Source organism: Streptomyces sp. NPDC001852 (assembly GCF_042891825.1).
In the GTDB taxonomy this organism is placed as follows: domain Bacteria; phylum Actinomycetota; class Actinomycetes; order Streptomycetales; family Streptomycetaceae; genus Streptomyces.
On the sequence record NZ_JBIATN010000036.1, the window covers coordinates 61,383 to 82,192 of the forward strand.

At 71.7% G+C, this 20,810-nt stretch carries 24 protein-coding genes and 1 tRNA gene; 15 read left to right on the forward strand and 10 right to left on the reverse strand.

Annotation, left to right across the window (positions count from 1 at the left end; genetic code table 11):
- Positions 1–166 precede the first annotated feature (166 nt).
- Positions 167–631 (reverse strand): GatB/YqeY domain-containing protein, encoded by a 465-nt coding sequence (locus ACFYZB_RS40365; RefSeq protein ID WP_351210360.1) that lies wholly within the window; start codon positions 629–631, stop codon positions 167–169.
- A gap of 103 nt (positions 632–734) precedes the next feature.
- Here ACFYZB_RS40365 and ACFYZB_RS40370 point away from each other — a divergent pair, with 103 nt between their 5' ends.
- From ACFYZB_RS40370 to ACFYZB_RS40380, 3 genes are all read left to right on the forward strand, one after another.
- The gene (locus ACFYZB_RS40370; RefSeq protein ID WP_388766910.1) at positions 735–1,658 is read left to right on the forward strand and encodes a metallophosphoesterase; all 924 of its coding nucleotides are present in this window, start codon (positions 735–737) and stop codon (positions 1,656–1,658) included.
- 100 nt (positions 1,659–1,758) lie between these two features.
- The gene (locus ACFYZB_RS40375; protein ID WP_388766911.1) at positions 1,759–2,517 is read left to right on the forward strand and encodes a Pr6Pr family membrane protein; all 759 of its coding nucleotides are present in this window, start codon (positions 1,759–1,761) and stop codon (positions 2,515–2,517) included.
- Positions 2,518–2,582: 65 nt separating this feature from the next.
- Positions 2,583–2,656 (forward strand) — tRNA-Pro (locus ACFYZB_RS40380).
- 199 nt (positions 2,657–2,855) lie between these two features.
- Here ACFYZB_RS40380 and ACFYZB_RS40385 read toward each other — a convergent pair.
- Positions 2,856–3,437, reverse strand: coding sequence for a GNAT family N-acetyltransferase (locus ACFYZB_RS40385; protein WP_388766912.1), 582 nt, complete (start codon positions 3,435–3,437; stop codon positions 2,856–2,858).
- 177 nt (positions 3,438–3,614) lie between these two features.
- On the opposite strand from ACFYZB_RS40385, the gene ACFYZB_RS40390 reads away from it, so the two are divergent.
- Positions 3,615–3,953, forward strand: a complete 339-nt coding sequence (locus ACFYZB_RS40390) for a CPCC family cysteine-rich protein (protein WP_388766913.1) — start codon at positions 3,615–3,617, stop codon at positions 3,951–3,953.
- A gap of 181 nt (positions 3,954–4,134) precedes the next feature.
- Here the strand turns inward: ACFYZB_RS40390 and ACFYZB_RS40395 are convergent, their stop codons facing one another.
- The 3 genes from ACFYZB_RS40395 to ACFYZB_RS40405 form a co-directional block, all read right to left on the reverse strand.
- A complete protein-coding gene (locus tag ACFYZB_RS40395; RefSeq protein ID WP_388766914.1) occupies positions 4,135–5,043 on the reverse strand; it encodes a hypothetical protein in 909 nt (302 codons plus the stop codon).
- Between the two features lie 622 nt (positions 5,044–5,665).
- Positions 5,666–6,028, reverse strand: a complete 363-nt coding sequence (locus tag ACFYZB_RS40400) for a hypothetical protein (protein ID WP_388766915.1) — start codon at positions 6,026–6,028, stop codon at positions 5,666–5,668.
- Positions 6,029–6,181: 153 nt separating this feature from the next.
- Positions 6,182–7,123, reverse strand: coding sequence for a LysR family transcriptional regulator (locus ACFYZB_RS40405; protein ID WP_388766916.1), 942 nt, complete (start codon positions 7,121–7,123; stop codon positions 6,182–6,184).
- 74 nt (positions 7,124–7,197) lie between these two features.
- Between ACFYZB_RS40405 and ACFYZB_RS40410 the strand changes: the two genes are divergently transcribed.
- From ACFYZB_RS40410 to ACFYZB_RS40440, 7 genes are all read left to right on the forward strand, one after another.
- Positions 7,198–8,121 carry a DMT family transporter gene (locus ACFYZB_RS40410; protein ID WP_351210372.1) on the forward strand — a complete coding sequence of 308 codons (924 nt, stop codon included), beginning with the start codon at positions 7,198–7,200 and terminating at the stop codon, positions 8,119–8,121.
- 113 nt (positions 8,122–8,234) lie between these two features.
- Positions 8,235–8,522 carry a hypothetical protein gene (locus tag ACFYZB_RS40415; RefSeq protein ID WP_351210374.1) on the forward strand — a complete coding sequence of 96 codons (288 nt, stop codon included), beginning with the start codon at positions 8,235–8,237 and terminating at the stop codon, positions 8,520–8,522.
- A 63-nt stretch (positions 8,523–8,585) separates the two neighbouring features.
- Positions 8,586–9,098: a hypothetical protein gene (locus ACFYZB_RS40420; RefSeq protein WP_388766917.1), complete on the forward strand. Its 513-nt coding sequence runs from the start codon at positions 8,586–8,588 to the stop codon at positions 9,096–9,098.
- A 17-nt stretch (positions 9,099–9,115) separates the two neighbouring features.
- A complete protein-coding gene (locus tag ACFYZB_RS40425; RefSeq protein WP_351210378.1) occupies positions 9,116–9,442 on the forward strand; it encodes a hypothetical protein in 327 nt (108 codons plus the stop codon).
- Positions 9,429–10,913 (forward strand): pyridoxal phosphate-dependent decarboxylase family protein, encoded by a 1,485-nt coding sequence (locus ACFYZB_RS40430; RefSeq protein WP_388766918.1) that lies wholly within the window; start codon positions 9,429–9,431, stop codon positions 10,911–10,913. The genes ACFYZB_RS40425 and ACFYZB_RS40430 overlap by 14 nt, the downstream gene beginning before the upstream one ends.
- On the forward strand, positions 10,910–11,974 hold the full coding sequence (locus ACFYZB_RS40435) for a cupin domain-containing protein (RefSeq protein ID WP_388766919.1): 1,065 nt from the start codon (positions 10,910–10,912) through the stop codon (positions 11,972–11,974). Before ACFYZB_RS40430 ends, ACFYZB_RS40435 begins: the two co-directional genes overlap by 4 nt.
- A 13-nt stretch (positions 11,975–11,987) precedes the next feature.
- Positions 11,988–12,725, forward strand: a complete 738-nt coding sequence (locus ACFYZB_RS40440; protein WP_388766920.1) for a type 1 glutamine amidotransferase domain-containing protein — start codon at positions 11,988–11,990, stop codon at positions 12,723–12,725.
- Positions 12,726–12,890: 165 nt separating this feature from the next.
- Here ACFYZB_RS40440 and ACFYZB_RS40445 read toward each other — a convergent pair whose 3' ends face one another.
- Positions 12,891–13,439, reverse strand: coding sequence for a DUF4142 domain-containing protein (locus ACFYZB_RS40445; RefSeq protein ID WP_388766921.1), 549 nt, complete (start codon positions 13,437–13,439; stop codon positions 12,891–12,893).
- Positions 13,440–13,594: 155 nt separating this feature from the next.
- Between ACFYZB_RS40445 and ACFYZB_RS40450 the strand changes: the two genes are divergently transcribed.
- Both ACFYZB_RS40450 and ACFYZB_RS40455 read left to right on the forward strand, forming a co-directional pair.
- Positions 13,595–14,083, forward strand: a complete 489-nt coding sequence (locus ACFYZB_RS40450) for a hypothetical protein (protein ID WP_388766922.1) — start codon at positions 13,595–13,597, stop codon at positions 14,081–14,083.
- 96 nt (positions 14,084–14,179) lie between these two features.
- On the forward strand, positions 14,180–15,106 hold the full coding sequence (locus tag ACFYZB_RS40455; RefSeq protein ID WP_388766923.1) for a hypothetical protein: 927 nt from the start codon (positions 14,180–14,182) through the stop codon (positions 15,104–15,106).
- A 51-nt stretch (positions 15,107–15,157) separates the two neighbouring features.
- Here ACFYZB_RS40455 and ACFYZB_RS40460 read toward each other — a convergent pair whose 3' ends face one another.
- From ACFYZB_RS40460 to ACFYZB_RS40470, 3 genes are read right to left on the reverse strand one after another with little or no spacing between them, the layout of a single operon-like run.
- Positions 15,158–16,009, reverse strand: a complete 852-nt coding sequence (locus tag ACFYZB_RS40460) for a phosphatase PAP2 family protein (RefSeq protein ID WP_388766924.1) — start codon at positions 16,007–16,009, stop codon at positions 15,158–15,160.
- Entirely contained in the window at positions 16,006–16,818 is an 813-nt protein-coding gene (locus ACFYZB_RS40465; protein WP_388766925.1) for a polyphosphate polymerase domain-containing protein, read from the reverse strand. Before ACFYZB_RS40465 ends, ACFYZB_RS40460 begins: the two co-directional genes overlap by 4 nt.
- Entirely contained in the window at positions 16,815–17,483 is a 669-nt protein-coding gene (locus ACFYZB_RS40470) for a DUF4956 domain-containing protein (protein ID WP_388766926.1), read from the reverse strand. Before ACFYZB_RS40470 ends, ACFYZB_RS40465 begins: the two co-directional genes overlap by 4 nt.
- 152 nt (positions 17,484–17,635) lie before the next feature.
- Here ACFYZB_RS40470 and ACFYZB_RS40475 point away from each other — a divergent pair, with 152 nt between their 5' ends.
- Together ACFYZB_RS40475 and ACFYZB_RS40480 are read left to right on the forward strand one after the other, a co-directional pair.
- Complete coding sequence (locus ACFYZB_RS40475; RefSeq protein ID WP_388766927.1) at positions 17,636–18,307, forward strand: response regulator transcription factor; 672 nt, start codon at positions 17,636–17,638, stop codon at positions 18,305–18,307.
- Positions 18,304–19,710: an ATP-binding protein gene (locus ACFYZB_RS40480; RefSeq protein ID WP_388766928.1), complete on the forward strand. Its 1,407-nt coding sequence runs from the start codon at positions 18,304–18,306 to the stop codon at positions 19,708–19,710. The genes ACFYZB_RS40475 and ACFYZB_RS40480 overlap by 4 nt, the downstream gene beginning before the upstream one ends.
- On the opposite strand, the gene ACFYZB_RS40485 is transcribed toward ACFYZB_RS40480, so the two are convergent.
- Positions 19,688–20,764: an MFS transporter gene (locus ACFYZB_RS40485; RefSeq protein WP_388766936.1), complete on the reverse strand. Its 1,077-nt coding sequence runs from the start codon at positions 20,762–20,764 to the stop codon at positions 19,688–19,690. The genes ACFYZB_RS40480 and ACFYZB_RS40485 overlap by 23 nt on opposite strands.
- Positions 20,765–20,810: the final 46 nt, after the last annotated feature.

The window sequence follows — 20,810 nt, forward strand, 5'->3', positions numbered from 1 at the left end:
GGCCCCGGGGGGGGGGGCCCCGGGGGGGGGCCCCCCCGCGGGGGGGGGGGGCCCCCCCCGGGGGGCCCCCGCGGGGGGGGGGGGGGGGGGGGGGGGCCCCCCCGGGGGGGGGGGGGGCCCCCCCCCGCCGCCGTAAGCCTGACGCATCCGTCCGTAGTACCCGGGGTCAGCCCAGCAGCTTCTTCACCGCGGCGGCGACGCGGCCGCCCTCGGCCTGGCCGGCCACCTTCGGGTTCACGATCTTCATGACGGCGCCCATGGCCCGCGGCCCCTCGGCGCCGGCCGCCCTGGCCTCTTCCACGGCCTGGGCGACGATCGCGGTCAGCTCGTCGTCGGACAGCTGCTTGGGCAGGTACTCGGCGAGCACCTCGCCCTCCGCCTTCTCCCGCTCGGCCTGCTCGGCGCGACCGCCCTGCGCGAACGCCTCCGCGGCCTCCCGGCGCTTCTTCGCCTCGCGGGTGATCACCTTGAGGACCTCGTCGTCGGAGAGCTCCCGCTTCTCCTTGCCCGCGACCTCCTCCTTGGTGATCGCGGCGAGCGTCAGCCGGAGCGTCGAGGAGCGGAGCTCGTCGCGCCCCTTGATCGCGGCGTTGAGGTCGTCGTGCAGCTTCGACTTGAGCGTGGTGGTCATGCGATCGATTGTCTCAGGTGTGCGGCCGTGAACGCCCGCTGATTTAACTGCTTCAAGAGACGGCCGGTCCCGACGGCGTCCGCGTGTCTGACACGATGGACGTATGCGCGCGCGATATGGAGTACCCCTGGGAATCATGGCGGCAGGCGCCGCCGGTCTGGCGTACGCGGCGGGTTTCGAGGCCCGCTCCTTCCGCCTCCGACGGGTGACGGTCCCGGTCCTCCCGCCCGGTATGCGTCCGCTGCGCGTGCTCCAGGTCTCCGACATCCACATGGTGAGCGGCCAGCGCAAGAAGCAGCGGTGGCTGCGGTCGCTGGCGGGCCTGCGCCCCGACTTCGTGATCAACACGGGCGACAACCTGTCGGACCCGGAGGGCGTCCCCGAGGTCCTGGACGCCCTGGGCCCCCTGATGGAGTTCCCGGGCGCGTACGTCTTCGGCTCCAACGACTACTACGGCCCCAAACTCCGCAATCCCGCCCGCTACTTGCTGGAGAAGACGAGCGGCCGGCACGGCCTGAACGGCAACCCGCCGGCGGTCGGCGTCATCCACAACCCGTGGGAGGACCTGCGCGACGGCTTCGACGAGGCGGGCTGGCTGAACCTGACGAACACCCGGGGCGTGCTGAAGGTCGAGGGCGCGTCGATCGAGCTGACGGGCCTCGACGATCCCCACATCAAGCGCGACCGCTACGCCCGGGTGGCCGGCGGCCCCTCGGAGACGTACGAGTTCTCCATGGGCGTGGTCCACGCGCCGTACCTGCGGGTCCTGGACGCGTACGCGGCCGACGGCTACCCCCTGGTCCTGGCGGGCCACACGCACGGCGGCCAGCTGTGCATCCCCTTCTACGGCGCGCTGGTCACCAACTGCGACCTGGACACGGACCGGGTGAAGGGCCTGTCCACCCACACGGCGGACGGCCACACCTCCTACCTCCACGTCTCGGCGGGCTGCGGCACCAACCGCTACACCCCGGTCCGCTTCGCCTGCCCGCCGGAGGCCACGCTGCTGACGCTGGTGGGGCGGTAAGGCGGGGAAAGAGGTTCTGGGCCGGGGCCGGCAGCGGGGCCGTAACCCACCCGGACCACGCCACATGGCCCCGCCCCTCCGCCACTCCTAGCGTGAGGGCATGACCGCCCCGATACCCAGGGAGAACCCGGACCTGCCCGCGGTGCCGCGACCGCCCCTGCTGCTGCCCTCCCCGGTCCCGGCGACGGCCGTGGTGGCGCCGGTCCGCCGCCCCATGGTCGCGCTCTTCCGCCTGCTGACCGCCCTGGCGGCGGCGGGAGGCGTGGCCCTGGAGCTGCTGCTCGGCGCCCCGTCCCGCACCCTGAGCTACTTCAGCGTCCAGGCCGGCATCCTGCTGGCCGTCGTCATGCTCCTGTCGGCATCGCGCGCCCTACGGGCCCGCCGCCCCCTCCCCTCCTCCGTGACAGGCGCCACACTCCTCTACGCCCTGATCTCGGCGCTCGCCTATCACCTGCTGCTGGGCCACACGACGCCCCCGTTCTCCATGACCGGCGCGACGACGGCCCCGGTGCGCTGGCACGGCCAGTGGGCGACCCTCCAGATCCTGCACACGCTGGCGCCGATGGCGGCCGTGCTGGACTGGCTGCTGCTGACACCCGCGGCCCGCCTGCGCCTGCGCCAGGCGGCCACCTGGCTCCTCTACCCCCTGGCCTACCTGGCCTTCTACCTGATCCGAGGGGCCGCGCTGGCCCCCACGAACCCCGCCCGCTACCTCTATCCCTTCCTGGACGCGGCCACCCACGGCTACCGCAGCACCCTGGCCAACGCCCTCCTCCTGGGCCTCGCGATGTACGCCCTGGCCATCCTCCTCGTGGCCCTGGACCACACCCGCCCGACCCCGGTCCGCCGCCGCGTCTGAATCGGATTTCGTCTACAGCCACCAGTGGGCTAAAGTAAACGTCGTCGCCGCGAGAGCAGCGACATCGGGGTGTAGCGCAGCTTGGCAGCGCGCTTCGTTCGGGACGAAGAGGTCGTGGGTTCAAATCCCGCCACCCCGACAGTGAAACACCAGGTCAGGCCCGGTGCTGAGAGATCAGCACCGGGCCTGACCTGTTTCCGGGAGGCTCTCTGGAGAAATCCTGGAGAAGATCTTGGAAATCGTCTCCAGACCTGTGCCTACCTACGAGGCCTGAGCAGCGCATCCACGACAGCGGCGGCAGTTCACGCCGGAGATCTGTTGCAGGTTGCTCCACCTCATCAAGCACACGTCGTGGCTGGGGCGGTCGCGTCAGGCGCCAGGGTGCCAGTCATTTCAACCGTTAGGGCCCAGCGTTCGTGCCCGCGCCAGGCACCATCCAGGAACTGGAAGTGGGGAGAGTAGCCCTCACGCTGGAACCCCAGTCGTCTGACTAGGCGGATGGACGACTCATTGGCGGGCTGGATGTTGGCTTCCAGCCGGTGCAGCCCGAGCTCGGTGAAGGCGAACTCTACGACCAGCCGCAACCCCTGGGTCATGTAGCCACGCCCCGCGGTGGACGCGTAGGCCACATAGCCGAGGGCCCCGCTTTGGATGGTGCCGCGGACGATGTTGTTGATGTTGATTCCGCCGACGATCGCGCCCGTTTCCCGCGAACAGACCACGAAACCTTCATGGGTAGGTTGATCGAACCTTGCGACGTACTCCCGGAAGGCTTCCGGGGGCATCTCCCGGGTTGGGACCCACGGGTGGTGGAGTTCGGCGCTCTCGCGAGTGAGATCGGTGATCTCTTCGTAGTCACGCAAGGCGATGCGCCGGACAGCCACCTGTGGTCCGTGGGCAAGGAAGATCTCTTCGGCCATCGCGTGATCTTAGTCAGGACTGCTGGCGGGCGTGCCCGCTGCGTGCCCGTTCGGAGGGGACGCAGCGGGGACTCACGGGGAACAGTGGTGCCGATCACGCTCCGGCCCCAGTCAGTGCCTTGCCAGAGTCAGCCGTGATCCGCATACGGCGTCTTCCAACCTAGGACCGTAGATCGGGTGGCAAATCCGAATGCGCAGGCAGCGGGACTTCGCCAGGATGCGGCCGTGACTGAGTCCTTCATCAACGGGAACCGCGGCCCACAGGGCAGGCCCTATCAGTGTCCGTGCTGTGGCTACCTGACACTTGCCGAGCGCGGCCTCTACGAGATCTGCCCCGTGTGCTTCTGGGAGGACGACGGCCAGGACGATCACGACGCCGACAGGGTACGCGGCGGACCGAACGGCCGGCTGAGCCTGACTGAGGCCCGTCGGAACTTCCATGCCGTCGGCGCCTGCGACAAGCGGCGCATCCAGTTCGTTCGAGAGCCACTGCCACACGAGCATCCGCTGTCCTGACATCACCGGTTGACGGGCCGTCCTGGGGCCGTCAACCCGTACTCAACGACGACCAACGCTGACAACCGACGAAAGCTAAGCCGCAGGTCGCAGCGTTGATCGATTACACGGCCGCAGATCAGGGACCCGGCCCTTCACTTCTTCGGGTACTGAGCGGGGCGGACCTCATGTCCGCCCCGGATCAGCCGACGCAGCCGGGGACGGGGGTCGGGCTGGTGGCGCAGTTGTTCGGGGTGTTGGCGGCGACCCGGGTGCCGTTCAGGGTCACTGTGCCGCCGTTGTTGTAGATGCCGCCGGGCTGGTTGTCACCCGCGTGGTTGTTGCTGACGTTGCTGGCGGTCAGCGTGGAGTTTCCACCGGACACGGCGGGTACGCCGTTGGCGAGGCCGCCGCCACCGTTCGTGCCGGTGTTGTTGAGCAAGTTGGTGAAATTGACGCGCAATGTTCCGATGTTGGCGATGCCGCCACCCACGTTGTCGGCCGTGTTCCCGCTGATCTGAGAGAAGCCCACGGTCACCGTGCCGTCGTTGACGATGGCTCCGCCGTTCACGGCCGCGGTGTTGCCCGTGAAGGTGGACAGGCTCACGGTCGTCGTGGAGCCGCTGAAGTTACTGATGCCACCGCCGAAGTTGGCGTGGTTGTTCCGGAGCACGGAAGCGCTGAGGTCCAGGGTGCCATTGCCGGTGACGACGATGGCCCCGCCGGCGCCGGTCTGGATCGAGCTGCCGGTGGCGTCGCCGTTGGTGAGCTGGATCGCCCGCAGGGTCAGGTTGCCGCCGTTCACGGTGAGGAGACGGAACGTCCCGGCGACACGGGTGATCGTGGCACCGTTGCCGTTCATCACGATCTGCGAGGTGATGGCGGGCAGCTCGCTGGTCAGCTGGTAGGTGCAGCCGGGCGTCAGGTTGAGCGTGTCGGGCCCAGGATTGTTGTTGGCGGCGTTGATGGCACTGGCCAACGCGCCCTCGTTGCAGGCCACGGCATACGTGGCGGCCGAGGCACCGGGAGCCAGCGCCAGGCCGGCGAGCGTGGCGGCAGTGCCCATCGAGAGCACCTGGGCGATCCGGGCAAGGGGCTTACGCGTGAGCATGTCACTCCTTTGAGGTCGCGACCGCCGCGAACGTCGGGCCGGCGAAGGAGTCGTGCGGCGTCGCAGGCAGATTTGTCGAGCGAGGTGTGCCCCAGCTCGCAGTGCGATGTCACCGATCGCATCCGGATATCCGCCTTATAGCCCTGTACGGCGCATCCAATGGTTCACACGGCCGCGCGGAATGACGACGGCCGACGCCGACCACCGCCGACAGCCGGGTCGGAGGTCGCAGCGTTGATCAATAACACGGCCGCAGCTCAGAGACCAGGCCCTTCGCTTCTTCGACTACTGAGCGCCGGCCCCGGCCTCTCGGCCTCAGGGAGTCCACTCATGAGCGAGGAGGCCGAGGATCACCTGGTCGACGAATGCTCCGTACACCCAGGCCGAGCACCGCAACGTGCCCTCGATCGTGAACCCCGCTCTCTTCGCCGTCAACGCCCGACGAACACCAGCGGCCCAGAACAGTCAAAGGTGGCCGTGCTGTCGCGGAAGTACTCCAGGCGACCCGGGATCGAACTCCTGAAGCGGTGCTCATGCACGAGCGCCCTCCCGGGCCGTCCTGGGGCCGTGGAAGGGCGCTCGATGGTGACCAACGTCGACAGCTACTCGGCTTAGCAGCAGGTCATGGCGTTGATCGGTTGTGCGGCCGCAGGTCACGGCCGTCGGTGATCAGTTGTGGCTGAACTGAGGTCGCAGCCAGCTCACCTCGGTCCTCCTGGTCCTCGACCATGCCGATCGCGAAGGGGAACGACTCCAGGAACTCGCGCCGTGCAGGGTCTTGCTCCCTCACGGCCAGGTCCGCGAGCACCTGCAAGAGCCGTTGGCGTTGGTCCGAGGGCAGTTGCAGGAGCACCCAGCCCACGCTCTCCATCATCTTCACCGCGGAGTCGGGATCCACTTCCTCGTCCCCGCAGCTGTCCAACCACCACATGACGTCGGCGAGCAGGCCGGTGAGTGCCGACACAAGCGGATCCCTGTCAATCATGCAGGCAACTTAACCGAGCCCTGCGAGACCGCCGTGGGGGAAGGTGAGTGTCCAACTGCGTGACAACGCCCGCGCACAACGGCGGACCCAAGTTACCTCGGGACGAAGAGGTCGTGGGTTCAAATCCCGCCACCCAGACAGTGCACTACCAGGTCAGGGGCCTGATCCAGCGAGTGGATCAGGCCCCTGAGTCGTTTCCGTGCTCAGCGCCGCTCGGGTCATCTCGGCGACGAAGGCGCGCACGGTGGGGGTGTCCGTCCGTTGTGCGGTGACGACGGAGACGGTGCGGGTGATGGTCGGCCGGCAGGGGATGAGGCGTACACCGGGGGGTGTGACGGTGGCGGCCATGCGGGGCACCAGCGCGGCGGTGACGCCGGCTGCGACGAGCTGCAGCTGGGTGCTGTAGTCCGCGACGCAGTAACGGATCCGCACATCGGTGACCGCCTGTTGCCGGAGCATCTGGACCAGGGCCTGGTGGGCGTCGCTGCCGGCGGGGCAGCTGGTCCATGCCAGGTCGTGCAGGCTGCTCAGGGGGGCCTCCGGCAGGTGGGCGAGCGGATGGCCGCTGTGCACGGCGAGCATCGCGGGCTCGTGCACCAGGGGATGCGTGCGGACACCGGGCGGGATACGGGCAGGGGCGTGCGTCCAGCTCTCCATCACCACGGCGTCGAGTCGGCCGGCCTGCAGCTCGGGCAGCATGTCCGCGGCCTCGCCGTCCCTGACGGTCAGTTCGAGGCGCGGGTAGCGGCCTGTCAGGGAGCTGATCACCTGCGGTAGGAGAGCTCTGAGTACCGAGGCGATGGCGCCTACGCGCAGTGTCCCGGCGACCAGTCCGCTGATGGCCGAGAGATCCGCGCCTGCCTGTACGGCCGCCTCGTCCATCTGCTGTGCCGATGCCGCCAGCACGCGCCCGGCGTGGGTGAGCCGTATCCCGCGACCGTCGCGTTCGACCAGTGCGCAGCCGGCCTCTCGTTCCAGGCGGCGCAGATGCTGGGAGACGGCGGGACCAGTGACATGCAGTGCCTCCGCTGCCGCCTGGACGGATCCGAACCGGGCCACGGCGGCGAACACCCGGAGTCTTTCCCAGGTCAACATGTAAGCCAGGCTACTGAGAACAGCGAAAAAAGGATCAATAGTGCTGTGCCTTCCGGAATGGAAGGCTGAGATACGTGGATGCCGCACCCAAGACCAGCTCGCTCACCACAGCCAGGACGACGCCCCAGAACCTGGGCGCGTCGCTGGTCGTCGGCGGGGCCGCCTGTCTGTCCCTGTCGGCCGTCTTCGTCAAGCTCGCCGACGTCAACGCGGGCACCGCGGCCTTCCTGAGATGTGCCATCGCCCTGATCGCCCTGGTGCCCATGCTGGTGCACGAGACGCGGCGGCATGGCGCCATGCCGGCCGGGCTGCGCGGTCACGCGGTGCTCGCGGGAGTGTTCCTGGGCGCGGACTACGTGATGTGGACGGTGAGCATCATCGACATCGGCGCGGCCGTGTCCACGGTGCTCATCAACGTCCAGGTCATCGTCTTCCCGCTGCTGGCCCGCCTCCTGGACGGCACCCGCGTCCCCCGCCGCTTCCTGTGGGCCTGCCCGCTGATGCTGACCGGCATCGCGCTGGCGGGCGGCATGGCGGAAGCCGGTGCCCAGGCGGTTCATCCGGTGCGCGGCACCCTGCTGGGCATCGGCGCGGGCGCCGCCTACGCCGTGTACCTGTACCTGACGCGGCGCTGCGGCCGGCGCTCCCCCCGGCACGTGGTGAGCCCGGTGTGCCTGTCCACCGCCGCCGCCACCGTCACATCCGCCGCCATCAGCCTGCTGACCACGGGGCTGCCGCTGGCGGTGCCGGCCACCTCGTGGGGCTGGATCGTGGCATTGGCGCTGCTCGGCCAGGTCGCTGCCTGGCTGCTGATCAGCAAGGGCGGGCCGCTGCTGCCGCCGAACACCTCGGCCGCGCTGCTCCTGCTCCAACCCGTGATGGCGATCGGCTTCGCCCTCGTCATCCTTCGCGAGACACCCGCCTTCACCCAGCTGTGCGGTTGCGCCCTCGTCATCGGCGCCGTGTGGATCAGCAACCGCACCCCCGACCGTTCCTGACCCGCACTCCGGGACTCCTCGACGGCCGGCAGGACGTGCCCGGCGCCGTCCCGCCTGTGCCGTCGCCGGCAGACACGGGGCGCCGGTCGGACTGCGCCCAGAAGGGAAACGTGATGGAACAGCCACCGCCCGACGACTTCGGGCTCATAGCGCCGCTCAGCCTGCCCCGGGACGGCAGGGCTCCGGGGGAGGTGAGCGGCCCGGAGGAATACGACGCCTTCTTCCGGATCCACCACGACGACGTCACCTCCGGCGCATGGGCGGCCCAGGCGCTGACGGTCACCCGCAAGGTCGCCGACGACCTGTCCGGGACCAGCCTGGACGAGGCGGAGCGAGCCGACCTGCTGGACGGCCTGGCCCTGCTCCTGCAGCATGCCCTGTCCCTCGACGCCGGCTCCTGACCAAGCGTCAGCGGCTGGTGTGCGGGAGGCGTCATCGTGCTCGCCGCAACGAAAGGCCACTGCATGGAACTGACACAGAATCAGCAGACCGCCATCCGCAGGTGGAAGCTCGGCCACCACGTCTTCCATCTGCATCTGACCCTGATGAACACGCATCTGACCGCACTGCGCGGCGCGCTCGAGGCCGAGGACTGGGCCGCGTGCCGACGGTTGCTGGGAGTGCTGGCCAGGCTCTACCGCGCCGCCACCGCCTCCATGCGCTACGCCTCCGACTTCCCCGCCGACACCTATACCGGACTGCTGCGTCCCGCCATGGAGCCGCCCTGGGTCAGCCCCGGGTTCTCCGGCAGGTTCAACACCGACCACGCGCTCATGCTGGGCCTGCTGAAATCCGTCCGCGGACCGTTGAAGAAGGCCACCCGTGAGGGCCGGGCGCCCGCGGAGGTACAGGACGCGGCGCGGCGCCTGTGGCAGGAGCAGTCACGCAACCGCGCTCAGCACAAACTCATCTGCGAGAAGTTCGTCCCCGGCGGAACGTCCCTGCTCCAGGAGTACTTCGCCGCCGGGGGACAGTGACCGAAAGGAGCAAGGCCATGCCCGTCACCATTGTCGAGACCTGGTACCTGACCGACGAGGCGGCCGCCCAGGCCACCCGCACCATGCAGCTCATCGACGACGCCATCGGCGACAACGCCCACGGCCACCCCGGGTGGAGCGGCCACGCCACCTTCCTCCAGGACCATCACGACCCCCGTGTCGTCACCTGGCTCTACCCCTGGCGCAGTACGGAGGACCACGCGGATCTGCTGACGTCCGAAGAGCCCTTGGTGCAGCCGCTCATCGCCGCCCACTGCACCCGCCCCCGGGAGATCCGCTATGCCACCGAGCTGCCCGTGGAGGTCGAGCATGACCACCACTGACCCGGACGTACCGAACGCCCGCGCGGGATCGGGATTCGCCGACTGGACACCACAGGAACTGGAGGACAACGGCTCACTGCTGTTACGGCGCCTGCGCGAGCACTTCACCACCCTGCGCGGCCGGCCTGTCACCACCGACCGGGCGGCGAAGGAGATCCACGACCTGATCGACGAACCGCTGCCGCGGCGGCCGCAGGAGTTCGCCGAGGTTCTGGAGCAGACCTGGCGGGACGTGCTCCCTCACCTCACCCAGTGGAACCATCCTCGCTTCCACGCCTACTTCTCCAACAGCTCCAGCGGGCCGGGCATCCTGGCCGAGATGGCCACTGCCGCGCTGAACGTCAACGTGATGCTGTGGGACGCGGCTCCCTCCGCGGCCGCGGTGGAGAGCACCGTACTGCGCTGGCTGGGGCAGATGGTGGCGTATCCGGCGGACGGCGACGCGGTGCTGGTGGACGGCGCCTCTCTCGCCACGCTGTACGCGCTGGCGGCAGCGCGTGAACGCCTCGACGGCCTGGACATCCGCCGTACCGGTCTCGCCGGCGGGCCCGCCCTGCGGGTGTACGCCTCGGACCAGACGCACAGCAGCATCGACAAGGCGGCCATCACCCTGGGCATCGGGCAGGACAACGTGGTACGCCTCCCCGCACGCACCGACGGCAGCCTGGACCCGGCGGTCCTGGACGACCGTATCGGCCAGGACATACGGGCCGGGTACCGGCCCTGTGCCGTCGTCGCCACCGTCGGCACCACCTCCACCGGTGGCATCGACCCGGTCGGCGAGCTGGCAGAGGTGTGTGCGCACCACGGCGTCTGGCTGCACGTCGACGCCGCGTACGGCGGTTTCTGGCGGTTGACCGAGAGCATCCGGCCGCACCTGCCCGACCTGTCGCGGGCCGACTCCCTGGTGGCCAACCCGCACAAGGTCCTGCTGTGCCCCATGGAGGCCAGCGCCCTCTTCTCGCGCCACCGCGACGCGCTCACCCAGGCCTTCCGCCTCGTGCCGGAGTACCTCTCCACCCGCCAGGAGGACGGCAGCGTCGACTTCATGAACTACTCGCTGCAGCTCGGCCGCCAGTTCCGTGCCCTCAAACTGTGGTGGATCATCAAGTCGTTCGGCACGGACGGCATCACCGAGCAGCTCACCGCCACCATCGCACTCGCCGACCGTCTGCGGCGGGCCGCCGCCGCAACGCCCCCTTGGCACATCGCCAACCCGGACAGCCCCTTCCCCCTGGTCTGCCTGCGCCACGCACCACCGGGCCTGTCCCGCGAGGAGACGGACGCCCTCAACCGCCGCATCCACCACCGGGTCAACGCCGGCCGGCGCTGCTACGTCTCGCACACCGTCACCGACGCCGGATACGTCATCAGGGTCTCCATCGGCAACATCCACACCCGCAGCGAGGACGTCGACGCCCTCTGGCACGAACTCACCGCCGCCGCCCTGGCGGAAGGGAGCCCGACATGACCACCGCCCTGCACTCCGCGGCCGCGGACCCCGGTACCTTCGACGAGCGACTCGCCCGCTTCCACGCCGTCGGCCGCTGGTCCGCCGTCAACGACGACCAGCCCTGGACACCGGCGCCCCGGTCACGTCCCTGCATGTGGCGCTACGCGAATCTGCGTCCCTTCGTGTGGGAGGCGGCCCAGTTCGTCAAGGGTGACGCCGCGGCGCTGCGCGTCCTCACCCATCTCAACCCCGGGCACCGCGACTACGAGGCCGCCTGCGGCCACCTCTACTCCGGGCTGCAGGCCCTGAAGCCGCACGAGTCGATGACGTGCCACCGGCACGCGGCGTCGGCCGTCCGGTTCGTCCACGAGGGCCGAGGCGGCTGGACCGCGGTCGACGGAGACCGCATACCCGTGAGCGCCGGCGACGTCGTGGTCACCCCCGGCCGACTGTGGCACGAACACGGCAACGACGCCGACGACGGCCTGGTCATCTGGCAGGACCTCACCAACGACCCGCTGGTGAACACGCTCGGCGCCACGTTCTTCGAGCTCCACCCCGACCGCACCCACCTCACGAGCACGCCGGCACGCGACAGCCTCGCCTCCTGGGGCGGCCTGCTGCTGCCCGACACCCGCCGCCGGCATCCGGCCTCACCCCTGCACTCCTATCCCTGGGACAAGTGCCGGGAGTCCCTGCGGTCGGCCGCGCGGTGCGGCCACCACGACCCCTACGACGGCGTCGTCCTGGAGTACGCCAACCCCGCGACCGGAGGACCGGTCACCCCCACCACCGGCTGCCGCCTCCAGCTCCTGCAGCCGGGCGAGAGCACTCTGGCGCATCGCCACACCGGATCCGTCGTCTACGTCGTCGCCGAAGGCCAGGGCACCACCACGATCGACGGCACCGACTTCGCGTGGTCGGCCGGTGACACCTTCTGCGTTCCTTCCTGGGCCCGGCACCACCACACCAACGGCAGCGAGACCGGGGAAGCGGTGCTGTTCTCCGCCGACGAGTTCCCCCTGATGCGTGCCCTCGGCCTGTACGCCGAGCAGACCGACGAGCCCACGGAGATCTGACACGGAGGCCCCCATGCCGCACATCCTGATGCTTCTGTCGGCCGCCACCCGCATGTCGCTCACGAACGGCGGCACCCGGGCCGTCGGGTTCTGGCCCGAGGAGGTCGTGGCGCCCCTGGCCGTCTTCGACGGCGCCGGTGCGCGCGTCACGGTGGCAACCCCCGACGGGCGGCCCGCCGTCCCCGACCCCGCAGGGTTCACCCCGGAAGGCACCGGCCTCACACCGCCGCAGTGCGAGGCGTTGCGCCGCGACGTCGACGCCCGGCACTTCGACCTCTCGTCCCCGGAACCGCTGGGGGAAGCCGCCCGCCAGGTGTACGACGCGGTGTTCATCCCAGGCGGTTACGCACCGATGGTCGATCTGTGGCGCGATCCGCAGTGCGGTCGCGTCGTGGCCGCCGCACACCGCGCGGGCCGGCCCGTGGCAGCCGTGTGCCACGGGCCGGCCGCCCTGCTGTCCTGCACCGGCCCCACCGGTGCCTGGCCGTTCGCCGGCTACCGGATGACGTCCTTCACCGACGACGAGGAGAAGGACGTGGGCCTCCTGGACCTCCTGCCGTGGACCTCCCAGCGGGCCCTGACCCACCGGGGAGCCCGTTTCCTGACCGGGCCGGGTCCGTGGCAGGAGCACGTGGTCGAGGACCGGGGCCTGCTCACCGGACAGAACCCCGCGTCGGCCGGCCCACTCGCCGCGCGCCTGCTCACCGCGATCGCCTCGGGGCACACAGCGATCGCTCGCCCCAGCGGCTGAGGCACCGAGGCGCATCGCCCGACACCGCGCAGGGTCATGAGGTGCCCCGGGACCGCTGACACCTCGCCGGTGGCCTGCCCGTGCAGGCCACCGGCGAGGTGCACGACATCGCCCCCGGCAGGAGGTCACCGACCGCGCGAACACGCCCGCGGGCCGGCGGGGGCGCTACGCGTGGCACACGCCCCGGTTGACCATCTGGGTGTGCCGGGCTACCACCGGACGTGCGCTCTTGGCCAGGGACTTCACGAGCGGGTTGGTGCCCGAGGCGATCTCCTTGTCGATGAGCGCGACGGTCTGCGCATGGGCGGCGTACTGGGCCTTGAGCCACGCGGCGTCGTACGCGGTCGTCCTGGCGAGGGACTTGAGGGCGGCGGTCTTCCTCTGCTGCGCGGCCGTCTGTACGGAGGGCAGGGTCACGCCGAGTTGCGCCGCGGTCTTGACGACACCGGCATCGAGGGTGCGGTGGTCGCGGACGAAGTCGGCGCCGACCCGCCTGACGCAGGCGGTGGTCGCGGCGCCCTGAGCCTGCTGACCGGTCGCGATCTCCCACAGGTTGCCCTGGTGGGCCGCGGTCAGGAGCTGCCGGTCCAGGGCGGAGACCGCCGGCGGCGAGGGCGACGACGCGGCGAGCGCCGGGAGCGACGTGGCACCCATGACGCACAGGGTGGCGACGCAGATGGCGGCGGAACGGGCACGGGATCGAGTCGTGTACATGAGTCCTCCACAGGTCGCACGTGCAAGCCCCGATGAATCCCCACCCTCATCACTCGAAAGCACTTGAATCACTCGAATAGCCAAAAACCACACCTATGCCATGGTTCACCCGGTTGAGTCACCCGGCAACCGAAGGCTCCCCGTAAGGTGGGGCCGTGACCCTCGCGCAGCCCGTCGCCGGCACGGCCAGGGCCCGCATCCGTCAGTCGGTGCGGGCCTGCGTTCTGGTCGCCGTCCTGCTCGGGCTGTTCCTCATGCACGGCGGCCCGGCCGCGGCCGCGGGCGGCTGCCACGGGGCCATGCCGGACATGGAGACCGCTGTCTCCCGATCCGCCCCGATGGCCGCGCACCCGGACACGATGCGCCCGGCACCCGCGACGACGGCCGCGCACCCCGCCGGCCACCCCGCGCCCGCAGCCGCCACGGCGACCGCCCGCGCGGACGAGGCCATGCAGGGCGCGCTGTGTCTGGCCACGACGCCCCGGTCGGAGATCCCGCCGCCTCCCCTCGTGGCGAGTGCCCTCGTGTTTCCGGCCGCCATCGTGCTGCCGCGGGCCCGACCGGGTCACGACGGCACCCGTCGCCGGGGTCCACCGGCCGGCGGGCGTCACCTCCTGCTCCAGGTGTGCGTCGCGCGGACGTGACGGGACCCCCGGGATCCGGCTCGTCGCCGCGGTCCCGCACGGCTCTCACACGTTCGGCCGCGCCGACTCCCGGCGCCCGCCTGGAAAGACACACCCATGATCCAGCGTTTCCGCATGTCCCGCCGCGCCCTCGCGGCGGCCGCCACCACCGCGGCCCTCACCCTGGCCCTCGCCGCCTGCGGCTCCGGCTCCAGCTCCGGCAAGGGCCACGATTCCGGCATGGCCGGCATGGACCACAGCGCCATGCCCTCCCCCTCGTCCCCGGCCGGCGACATGGCGTCGATGCCCGGCATGGACCCCGCGTCCACCGGTAACGGCCTGGCCGCCGCCGAGGACGGCTACCGGATGACGTCCACGGCCGCCACACTCCCCGCCGGCAGGGCGACGGAGTACCGCTTCACCATCACCGGACCGGACGGCAAGCCGGTCACCGCATTCGCCGTCGACCAGACCAAGCGGATGCACTTCTACGCCATCCGCTCCGACCTCACCGGCTTCCAGCACCTGCACCCCACCATGGCCGCGGACGGCACCTGGACCGCGCCGTCGGCCGCGCTGCGGCCGGGCGCCTGGCGGCTGTACGCCTCCTTCACCCCGGCGAGCGGCGCCGGCCGGGGCAAGAACTTCGTGCTCAGCCGCACCGTGAAGGTGCCCGGCAGGGCGATGACGTCGGCCCTGCCGAAGCCGGCCGGCACCGCCACCGTCGACGGCTACACCGTCACGGTGCAGGGCGACCCGATGGCGGGCATGGCGCACCAGCTGACCGCCACCGTCACCAAGGGCGGCAAGCCGGTCACCGACCTCCAGCCGTACCTCGACACCTACGCCCATCTGACCGCGTTCCACCAGGGCGACCTCGCCTTCGCCCACCTCCACCCGGAGACGATGGCCGACGGCGGCCACGGCGGGCCGACCCTGACCTTCCACGCCGAGTTCGCCCGGTCCGGGAACTGGCGGCTGTTCCTGCAGTTCCAGACCGGCGGCAGGCTGCACACCGCGTCCCTCACCCTGCACGTCGGCTGAACCGACGACGCGCCCTGGCCGCGACCGCGGCCAGGGCGCACCACCCCGCTGTCAGTGCCCGCCGACCGCGAGTTCGTAGTCACCGATCAGGTCGCCGAGCAGGGTTCCGGCGGTCAGGTCACAGGTGACGTGACCGGCCATGTAGAGGCGGGAGTAGAGGACCTCGGCCCGCATCCACTCGTAGTCCTCGGCCCGGTGCGGGGAGAGGGCGGCGAGGAGGGTGACGGCGGCGGCGGACCGCGCCGCGTGCCGGGACGGGTAGGAGTACGGGCCCTTGGCGCCGGGCTTGATGTGCTTCTCCGGGCGCAGGGACGGATCCAGCACGTACGGGGCCGGCTGCTTGTCCTTGGCCGCCAGTTGGTCGCAGACCGTCTTGGCCAGACTCAGGGCCGCCTTGAGCTCGGCCTTCTCCGCCGTGTCCTGCGCGGCGGGAGTGAGCTCGCTCCGGTCGTGGAGGTAGAGCTTCCAGACGTCCTTCTTGCCGTTGAGCTCCAGCCAGCCGGCCGCCTTCTTCCCGGCGGCCGTACGGGTCTTGGCGAGGGCCTGGACCTGGTGGAGTTCGGCGGTGCGCTGCTTGACCGTGGGCGGGGCGGGGATCTGCCGCGCGGCCCAGGCGGCGAACGCCTTGTCGTCACGGGTGGTGCCGTGCGCCTTCCTCCACTGGGCGAAGAGGGCGTCGGCCTTCGTCCGCTGGGCGTCGGCCAGCTTGCCGATCGGTGCGATCTCGGCGTCCGTGAAGAGGGCCGGGGGCGGGTCCTGTTTGATCCGGTCGGTCGCCGAGAGCTTCAGCCCCGGGAAGCCGGCCGCGGCCAGCTGCGGCCGCAGCAGACCGAAGGAGGCGGCGGCCACGGCGATCAGCGCGATGACGGCGTACGGCCATTTGATGCCGCGCAGGACGTTCATGCGGCGGGGGTCCTTTCCAGGAGCGGGGCGGGGCTCACCTCGGTGGTGAAGTGGGCGCGGGCGAGCCGGCGTACGTAGTTGTCGGGCAGGCCGGGCGTGAGCAGGGACCGGCCGACGACGTACTTGCTCAGGGAGACGGGCCGGGCACCCAGACGCAGCAGGAGCCGGTCGGCGGGGGCGGGCCGGGCGCCGCCCTTGGTCTCCACTAGGACGTGCCCCGGGTCGAGGGCGGCGGTGCGGTCGCCGTGGTGGCAGGTCAGGCCGCCGTCGAGGGTGACGCGCGTGCCGCGGTCCAGGTCGGCCAGGGCCGCGCGGACATAGCGGATCTCCGCGGCCTGCGTCAGCTGCCCGGCGGTGACGGGGATGTCCGCCGCTCGCAGCACACCGTCGACGAACTCGGTGGCGTCGTCGTCCAGTTGCCCGTACGAGTGAGCAGGGACCCTGAGGGCGTGCTTGACGGTGGCGCCGCGGCCGTCCTTCGTCTTCACCTCCACCCGGCACAGCCCGTCCTCCGCGTACAGGCGGGTGCGGACCTTCCAGCGCCGGCGGCGGCCCTGGACATGGGCCCGCCAGGCGCCGAGCCGATCGGTGTCGAAGTAGGTGCTGAGGTAGCCGGTCGTACGACGGCCGGCCAGGTCGAGGACGTGGTGGCTGTCGGCGAGCCGGGCGACGAGGTCGCGGGCGCGGTCGAGGGGGAGCAGGTACTTGCGGTCGGTGCGGTGCTGGAGCGCGGCCGCCGCGTCGACCTCGGCGAGCGTGGCGCCGCGCAGGGCTGCGAGACCGAGGCCGGTCGCGAGCGAGGAGGTCATGCGAGGGTCACCTGCTCGCGCGGCCCGGCGTCCTGGGCGGGGCCGGGCTCAGCCGGTACGGCGCCCTGGGCGCCGGCGGGGTAGTGGGCGGAGACCCGGGTGGTCTCGCGGACGTAGTCGACCTCGTCGACCTCGACCGACAGCGGCGCCCGACCGAAGCGGAACGCGACGTCCTGGGCGATCAGGGAGGGGTCGTCGTAGATCCGGTCCAGGGTCAGTCGCACCGTGCGGGTCGGCGGCTGGTAGGCGCGGGGGTCGTCCACCAGCAGGACCGCCAGCAGCACCACCGCGTCCAGCGTGATCACCAGCCAGCTGCCGCGCTGCGGAAGCCCGGTGCACAGGGCGATGACCAGGGTCACGAAGGTGTAGGCGACGTCGCGCAGGGTGAAGGCGGCGCTGCGCAGGCGGACCAGGGAGAGGATGCCGAACAGTCCGAAGCCGACCCCGGCGGGGAACTTGCCCGCGCTGATCGTGCTCATCGCCGCGAACAGGCCGATGTTCAGTGCCACCAGGACCAGCGGCATCGCCGGTGCGCTGGGGCGGCGCCGGTAGAGCCAGCCCACCAGGACCATCAGGGCGACGACGTCGAGGCCGCCGCGGGTGACGAGGTCGAGGGGGGCGATGTGGTGGGTGATGCCCTTGGCGGCGAGCACCAGTGCGTCCATGGCTGTCCCTTCCGTCCCGGCACGTCGGACGGCGGACCGGTCGCGGTCCGCGGAGCACCGCGACCTGAAGGAAGGTAGGGATGTCACATGAACAGACCATGAAGGCTTCCGGACACCGGAGGCCGGGGGCGCCGACGGCTAGCCTGGCCGCCATGCACTACCTGGTCGTCGACGACGAGACCCGCCTCACCGACCTCGTCGTCCGCTACCTCACCGAGTCCGGGCACACCGCCGAGGGCCGTTACGACGGCCCCTCCGGACTGGCCGCGGCTCGTGACCCGCGCCTGGACGCGGTCCTGCTGGATGTGATGCTGCCCGGGATGGACGGCGTCGAGGTGTGCCGGACGCTGCGCGGCGACGGCGTCGACGTGCCCGTCGTCCTCCTCACCGCGCGCGGAGCGATCAGCGAACGGGTCGCCGGTCTCGACGCCGGCGCCGACGACTACATGGTCAAGCCGTTCGCCATGGAGGAGCTGCTGGCCCGGCTGCGGGCCATCTCCCGGCGCCGCCCCGACGGCTCCGGCCGCCTGAAGGTCGGCGACCTCGTCCTCGACCCCGAGCGGCAGCGGGCCTGGCGGGCGGACACCGAACTCGACCTGTCCCGGCGGGAGTTCGACGTGCTGCGGGTGCTGATGGCGAACGCCGGGTGCGTGGTGAGCCGACTGCAGTTGCTGGAGGAGGTCTGGGACGGCGAGACCGACCTGCGCAGCAACGCCATCGACGTGCACGTCTCCAAGGTGCGCGCGAAGGTCGACCGGGCCTTCGGCCGTACGACGATCACCACCCTGCGCGGGCGCGGCTACCGCCTGGAGACCGCCCCGTGACCCTGCCCGGCCGGCCGCGCGTGTGGTTCGGGCGGCTGCCCTTGCGGTTGCGCGGGTGGTTCGGCCGGCTGCCCGTCGTCACCCGGCTCGTGCTGGCCGTCGCCGTCACCATGTCCCTCGTCCTGACCGCGGCGGCCGGGCTGGTCTACTGGCGGGTGCAGACCGCCCTCGACCGCCAGCTCCACGACGACCTGGCCGCCTACCGGCACAGTCTCGACCGGGCCGTCCGCGCCGGCACCGCACCGCCGCCGGGCCCCAGCGGCAGCCTCTACCAGGTCCTCGACACCCACGGCCGGGTCCTCGCGGCCAGTGGCGCCGTGGGCCGTCGCCCGCTGCTCACCCCCGCCGAACTCGGCGCCGCCGCACAGGGACACGCGGTACGCCGCGACGTCGGCTCCCTGCTGCCGATCACCCCGGACACGCTGCGCCTGGCGGCCGAGCGGGTCCGGGCCGGCGGAGCGGTGCGCGTCGTCGTCGCCGCCGTCCGCCGCGGCCATCGCGACGAGGCCCTGCGGGAACTCCTCGCCCAGCTCGCCCTCGCCTCCGGACTGACCCTGATCGCCGCCTCGTACGTCGGCTACCGCACCGCCCGCGCCGCACTGCGCCCCGTCGAGCGCTACCGCACCGCGGCCGCAGCCCTCGCCGACGGCGGACCGAACCTGCGCCTGGACGTGCCCGCCGACCGCGACGACGAGATCACCCGGCTCGGGCACACCCTCAACCGCATGCTCGACCGTCTGGAGGCGTCCGCCGTCCGCGAGCGCCGTTTCGTCGCGGACGCCAGCCACGAGCTGCGCACCCCCCTGTCCCTGCTGCGGGCCGAGGTCGACCTCGCACTGCACCGCCCCCGCTCGGCCGAGGAGCTCGACCAGACCCTGCGCTCCGTGGATGCGGAGGTCCAGCGCCTGATCGACCTCTCCAACGCCCTGCTGGACCTGGAGGAACTCGGCAGCACCGGCCACATCACCCGGGCACCGGTCCGGCCGGCCGACCTGGTCGAGACGGCCGTCGCCCGGCATCTGCGCACCGCCGGACGCGCCGGTCGCCAACTGACCGCCGACGCGCCGGACACCCCCGTCGACGTCGACGCCCGCTGGCTGGTGCCCGCCCTCGGCAACCTCGTCGACAACGCGCTGCGGCACGGCGGCGGGGCCGTCACCGTGACGGCCACCGTCCACGAGGACCGGCTGCGGCTGTCCGTCACGGACGAGGGGCCGGGCTTCCCGCCCGGGTTCCTGCCCCGCGCCTTCGACCGCTTCGCCCGCGCGGAGGACAGCCGTACGAGCGCGGGGTCAGGTCTGGGGCTGGCTTTTGTGCAAGCGGTGGCCATGGCTCATGGCGGTACGGCGCGGGCGGAGAACTCGGGGGGTGGGGCAACGGTCACTCTGGACGTGCCGTGCTGACGCCGCGCCGGACGAACGCCGCCACCGCCCCCGCCCCCGCCCCCGCCCCCGTCCCGACGAGGATCCCCAGCACGGCGAAGCCACAGGTGAGCGTGGCCGCAGAGGCAACCGTCGCCACCAGCAACGGCCCGCCCGCGTCGCCGAGTTCGCGCCCGAGTTCCGCCGCCCCCATGGTCTGCCCCAGCCGTTGCCGAGGGGCCGAGGACGCCGGCGCGGCGAAGCCGAGCGGGGTGACCAGGCCCGTGCCGGCGCCGATGAGAGCGGCTGCGGTGAGGATGCCGGTCAGGCCCGGCAGCATCGCGCAGGCCAGCCCCACGGCGGTGACCGACAGCCCCGCTGCCGGACCGTGACGCGCGGTGAGCCGTCCCGCGTCCAGGGCGCGCCCGGCCCGCGGCTGCACGACGGCCGCGCAGGCGGCGAGCAGCGACACCGCGGCCCCGGTGGCCACCGTGCCCAGCCCGGCGGCACGGCCGGAGACGGGCAGGAAGCCCACCCCGGCCGAGAGGGCGGCGGTCGCCGCCGCCGACGCGGACGTCGGGGCGGGGAAGGCCGGAGCGGCGAGTCTCCGGGCCAGGTCCAGCACGGTCTGCCGGGCCTTCGGCAACGGGGGCACGGCGGGGACGGCGAGCGCGGCCCAGGCGGCGACGGCCACGCCGAGCACCGCGAGCACGGCGAAGAGCAGACGCAGGCCGCCGGCCCGGACCAGGACGCCGCCGAGCAGCGGGCCGAGCGTGTAGCCGACGGACTTGTGGAAGCCGTACCTGCCGAAGGCGCGGCCGTGCCCCGTGGCCGGGTTGAGCCGGGCCACCAGCGCGGACGCGGACGGCGAGAACGCGGAGGCCGCGGCGCCCTGGCCGAGCCGGGCCGCCCACAGCCAACCGGGGCTGTCCGCCGCCACGTACAGCGCGGAGGCCGCCGCGAAGGCCAGGAGCCCGCCGAGCAGCACCGGGCGGGCGCCGACCCGGTCGGCGAGGGTGCCGAAGACCGGCTTGAGGATCACCTCGGCCCCGTCGTACAGGGCGAGCAGCCCGCCGAGGCGTCCGGACTCGACCAGGCCGTCTCTGCCGCCGAGGCAGACCTTCGGCCGACCGGGTCGTACG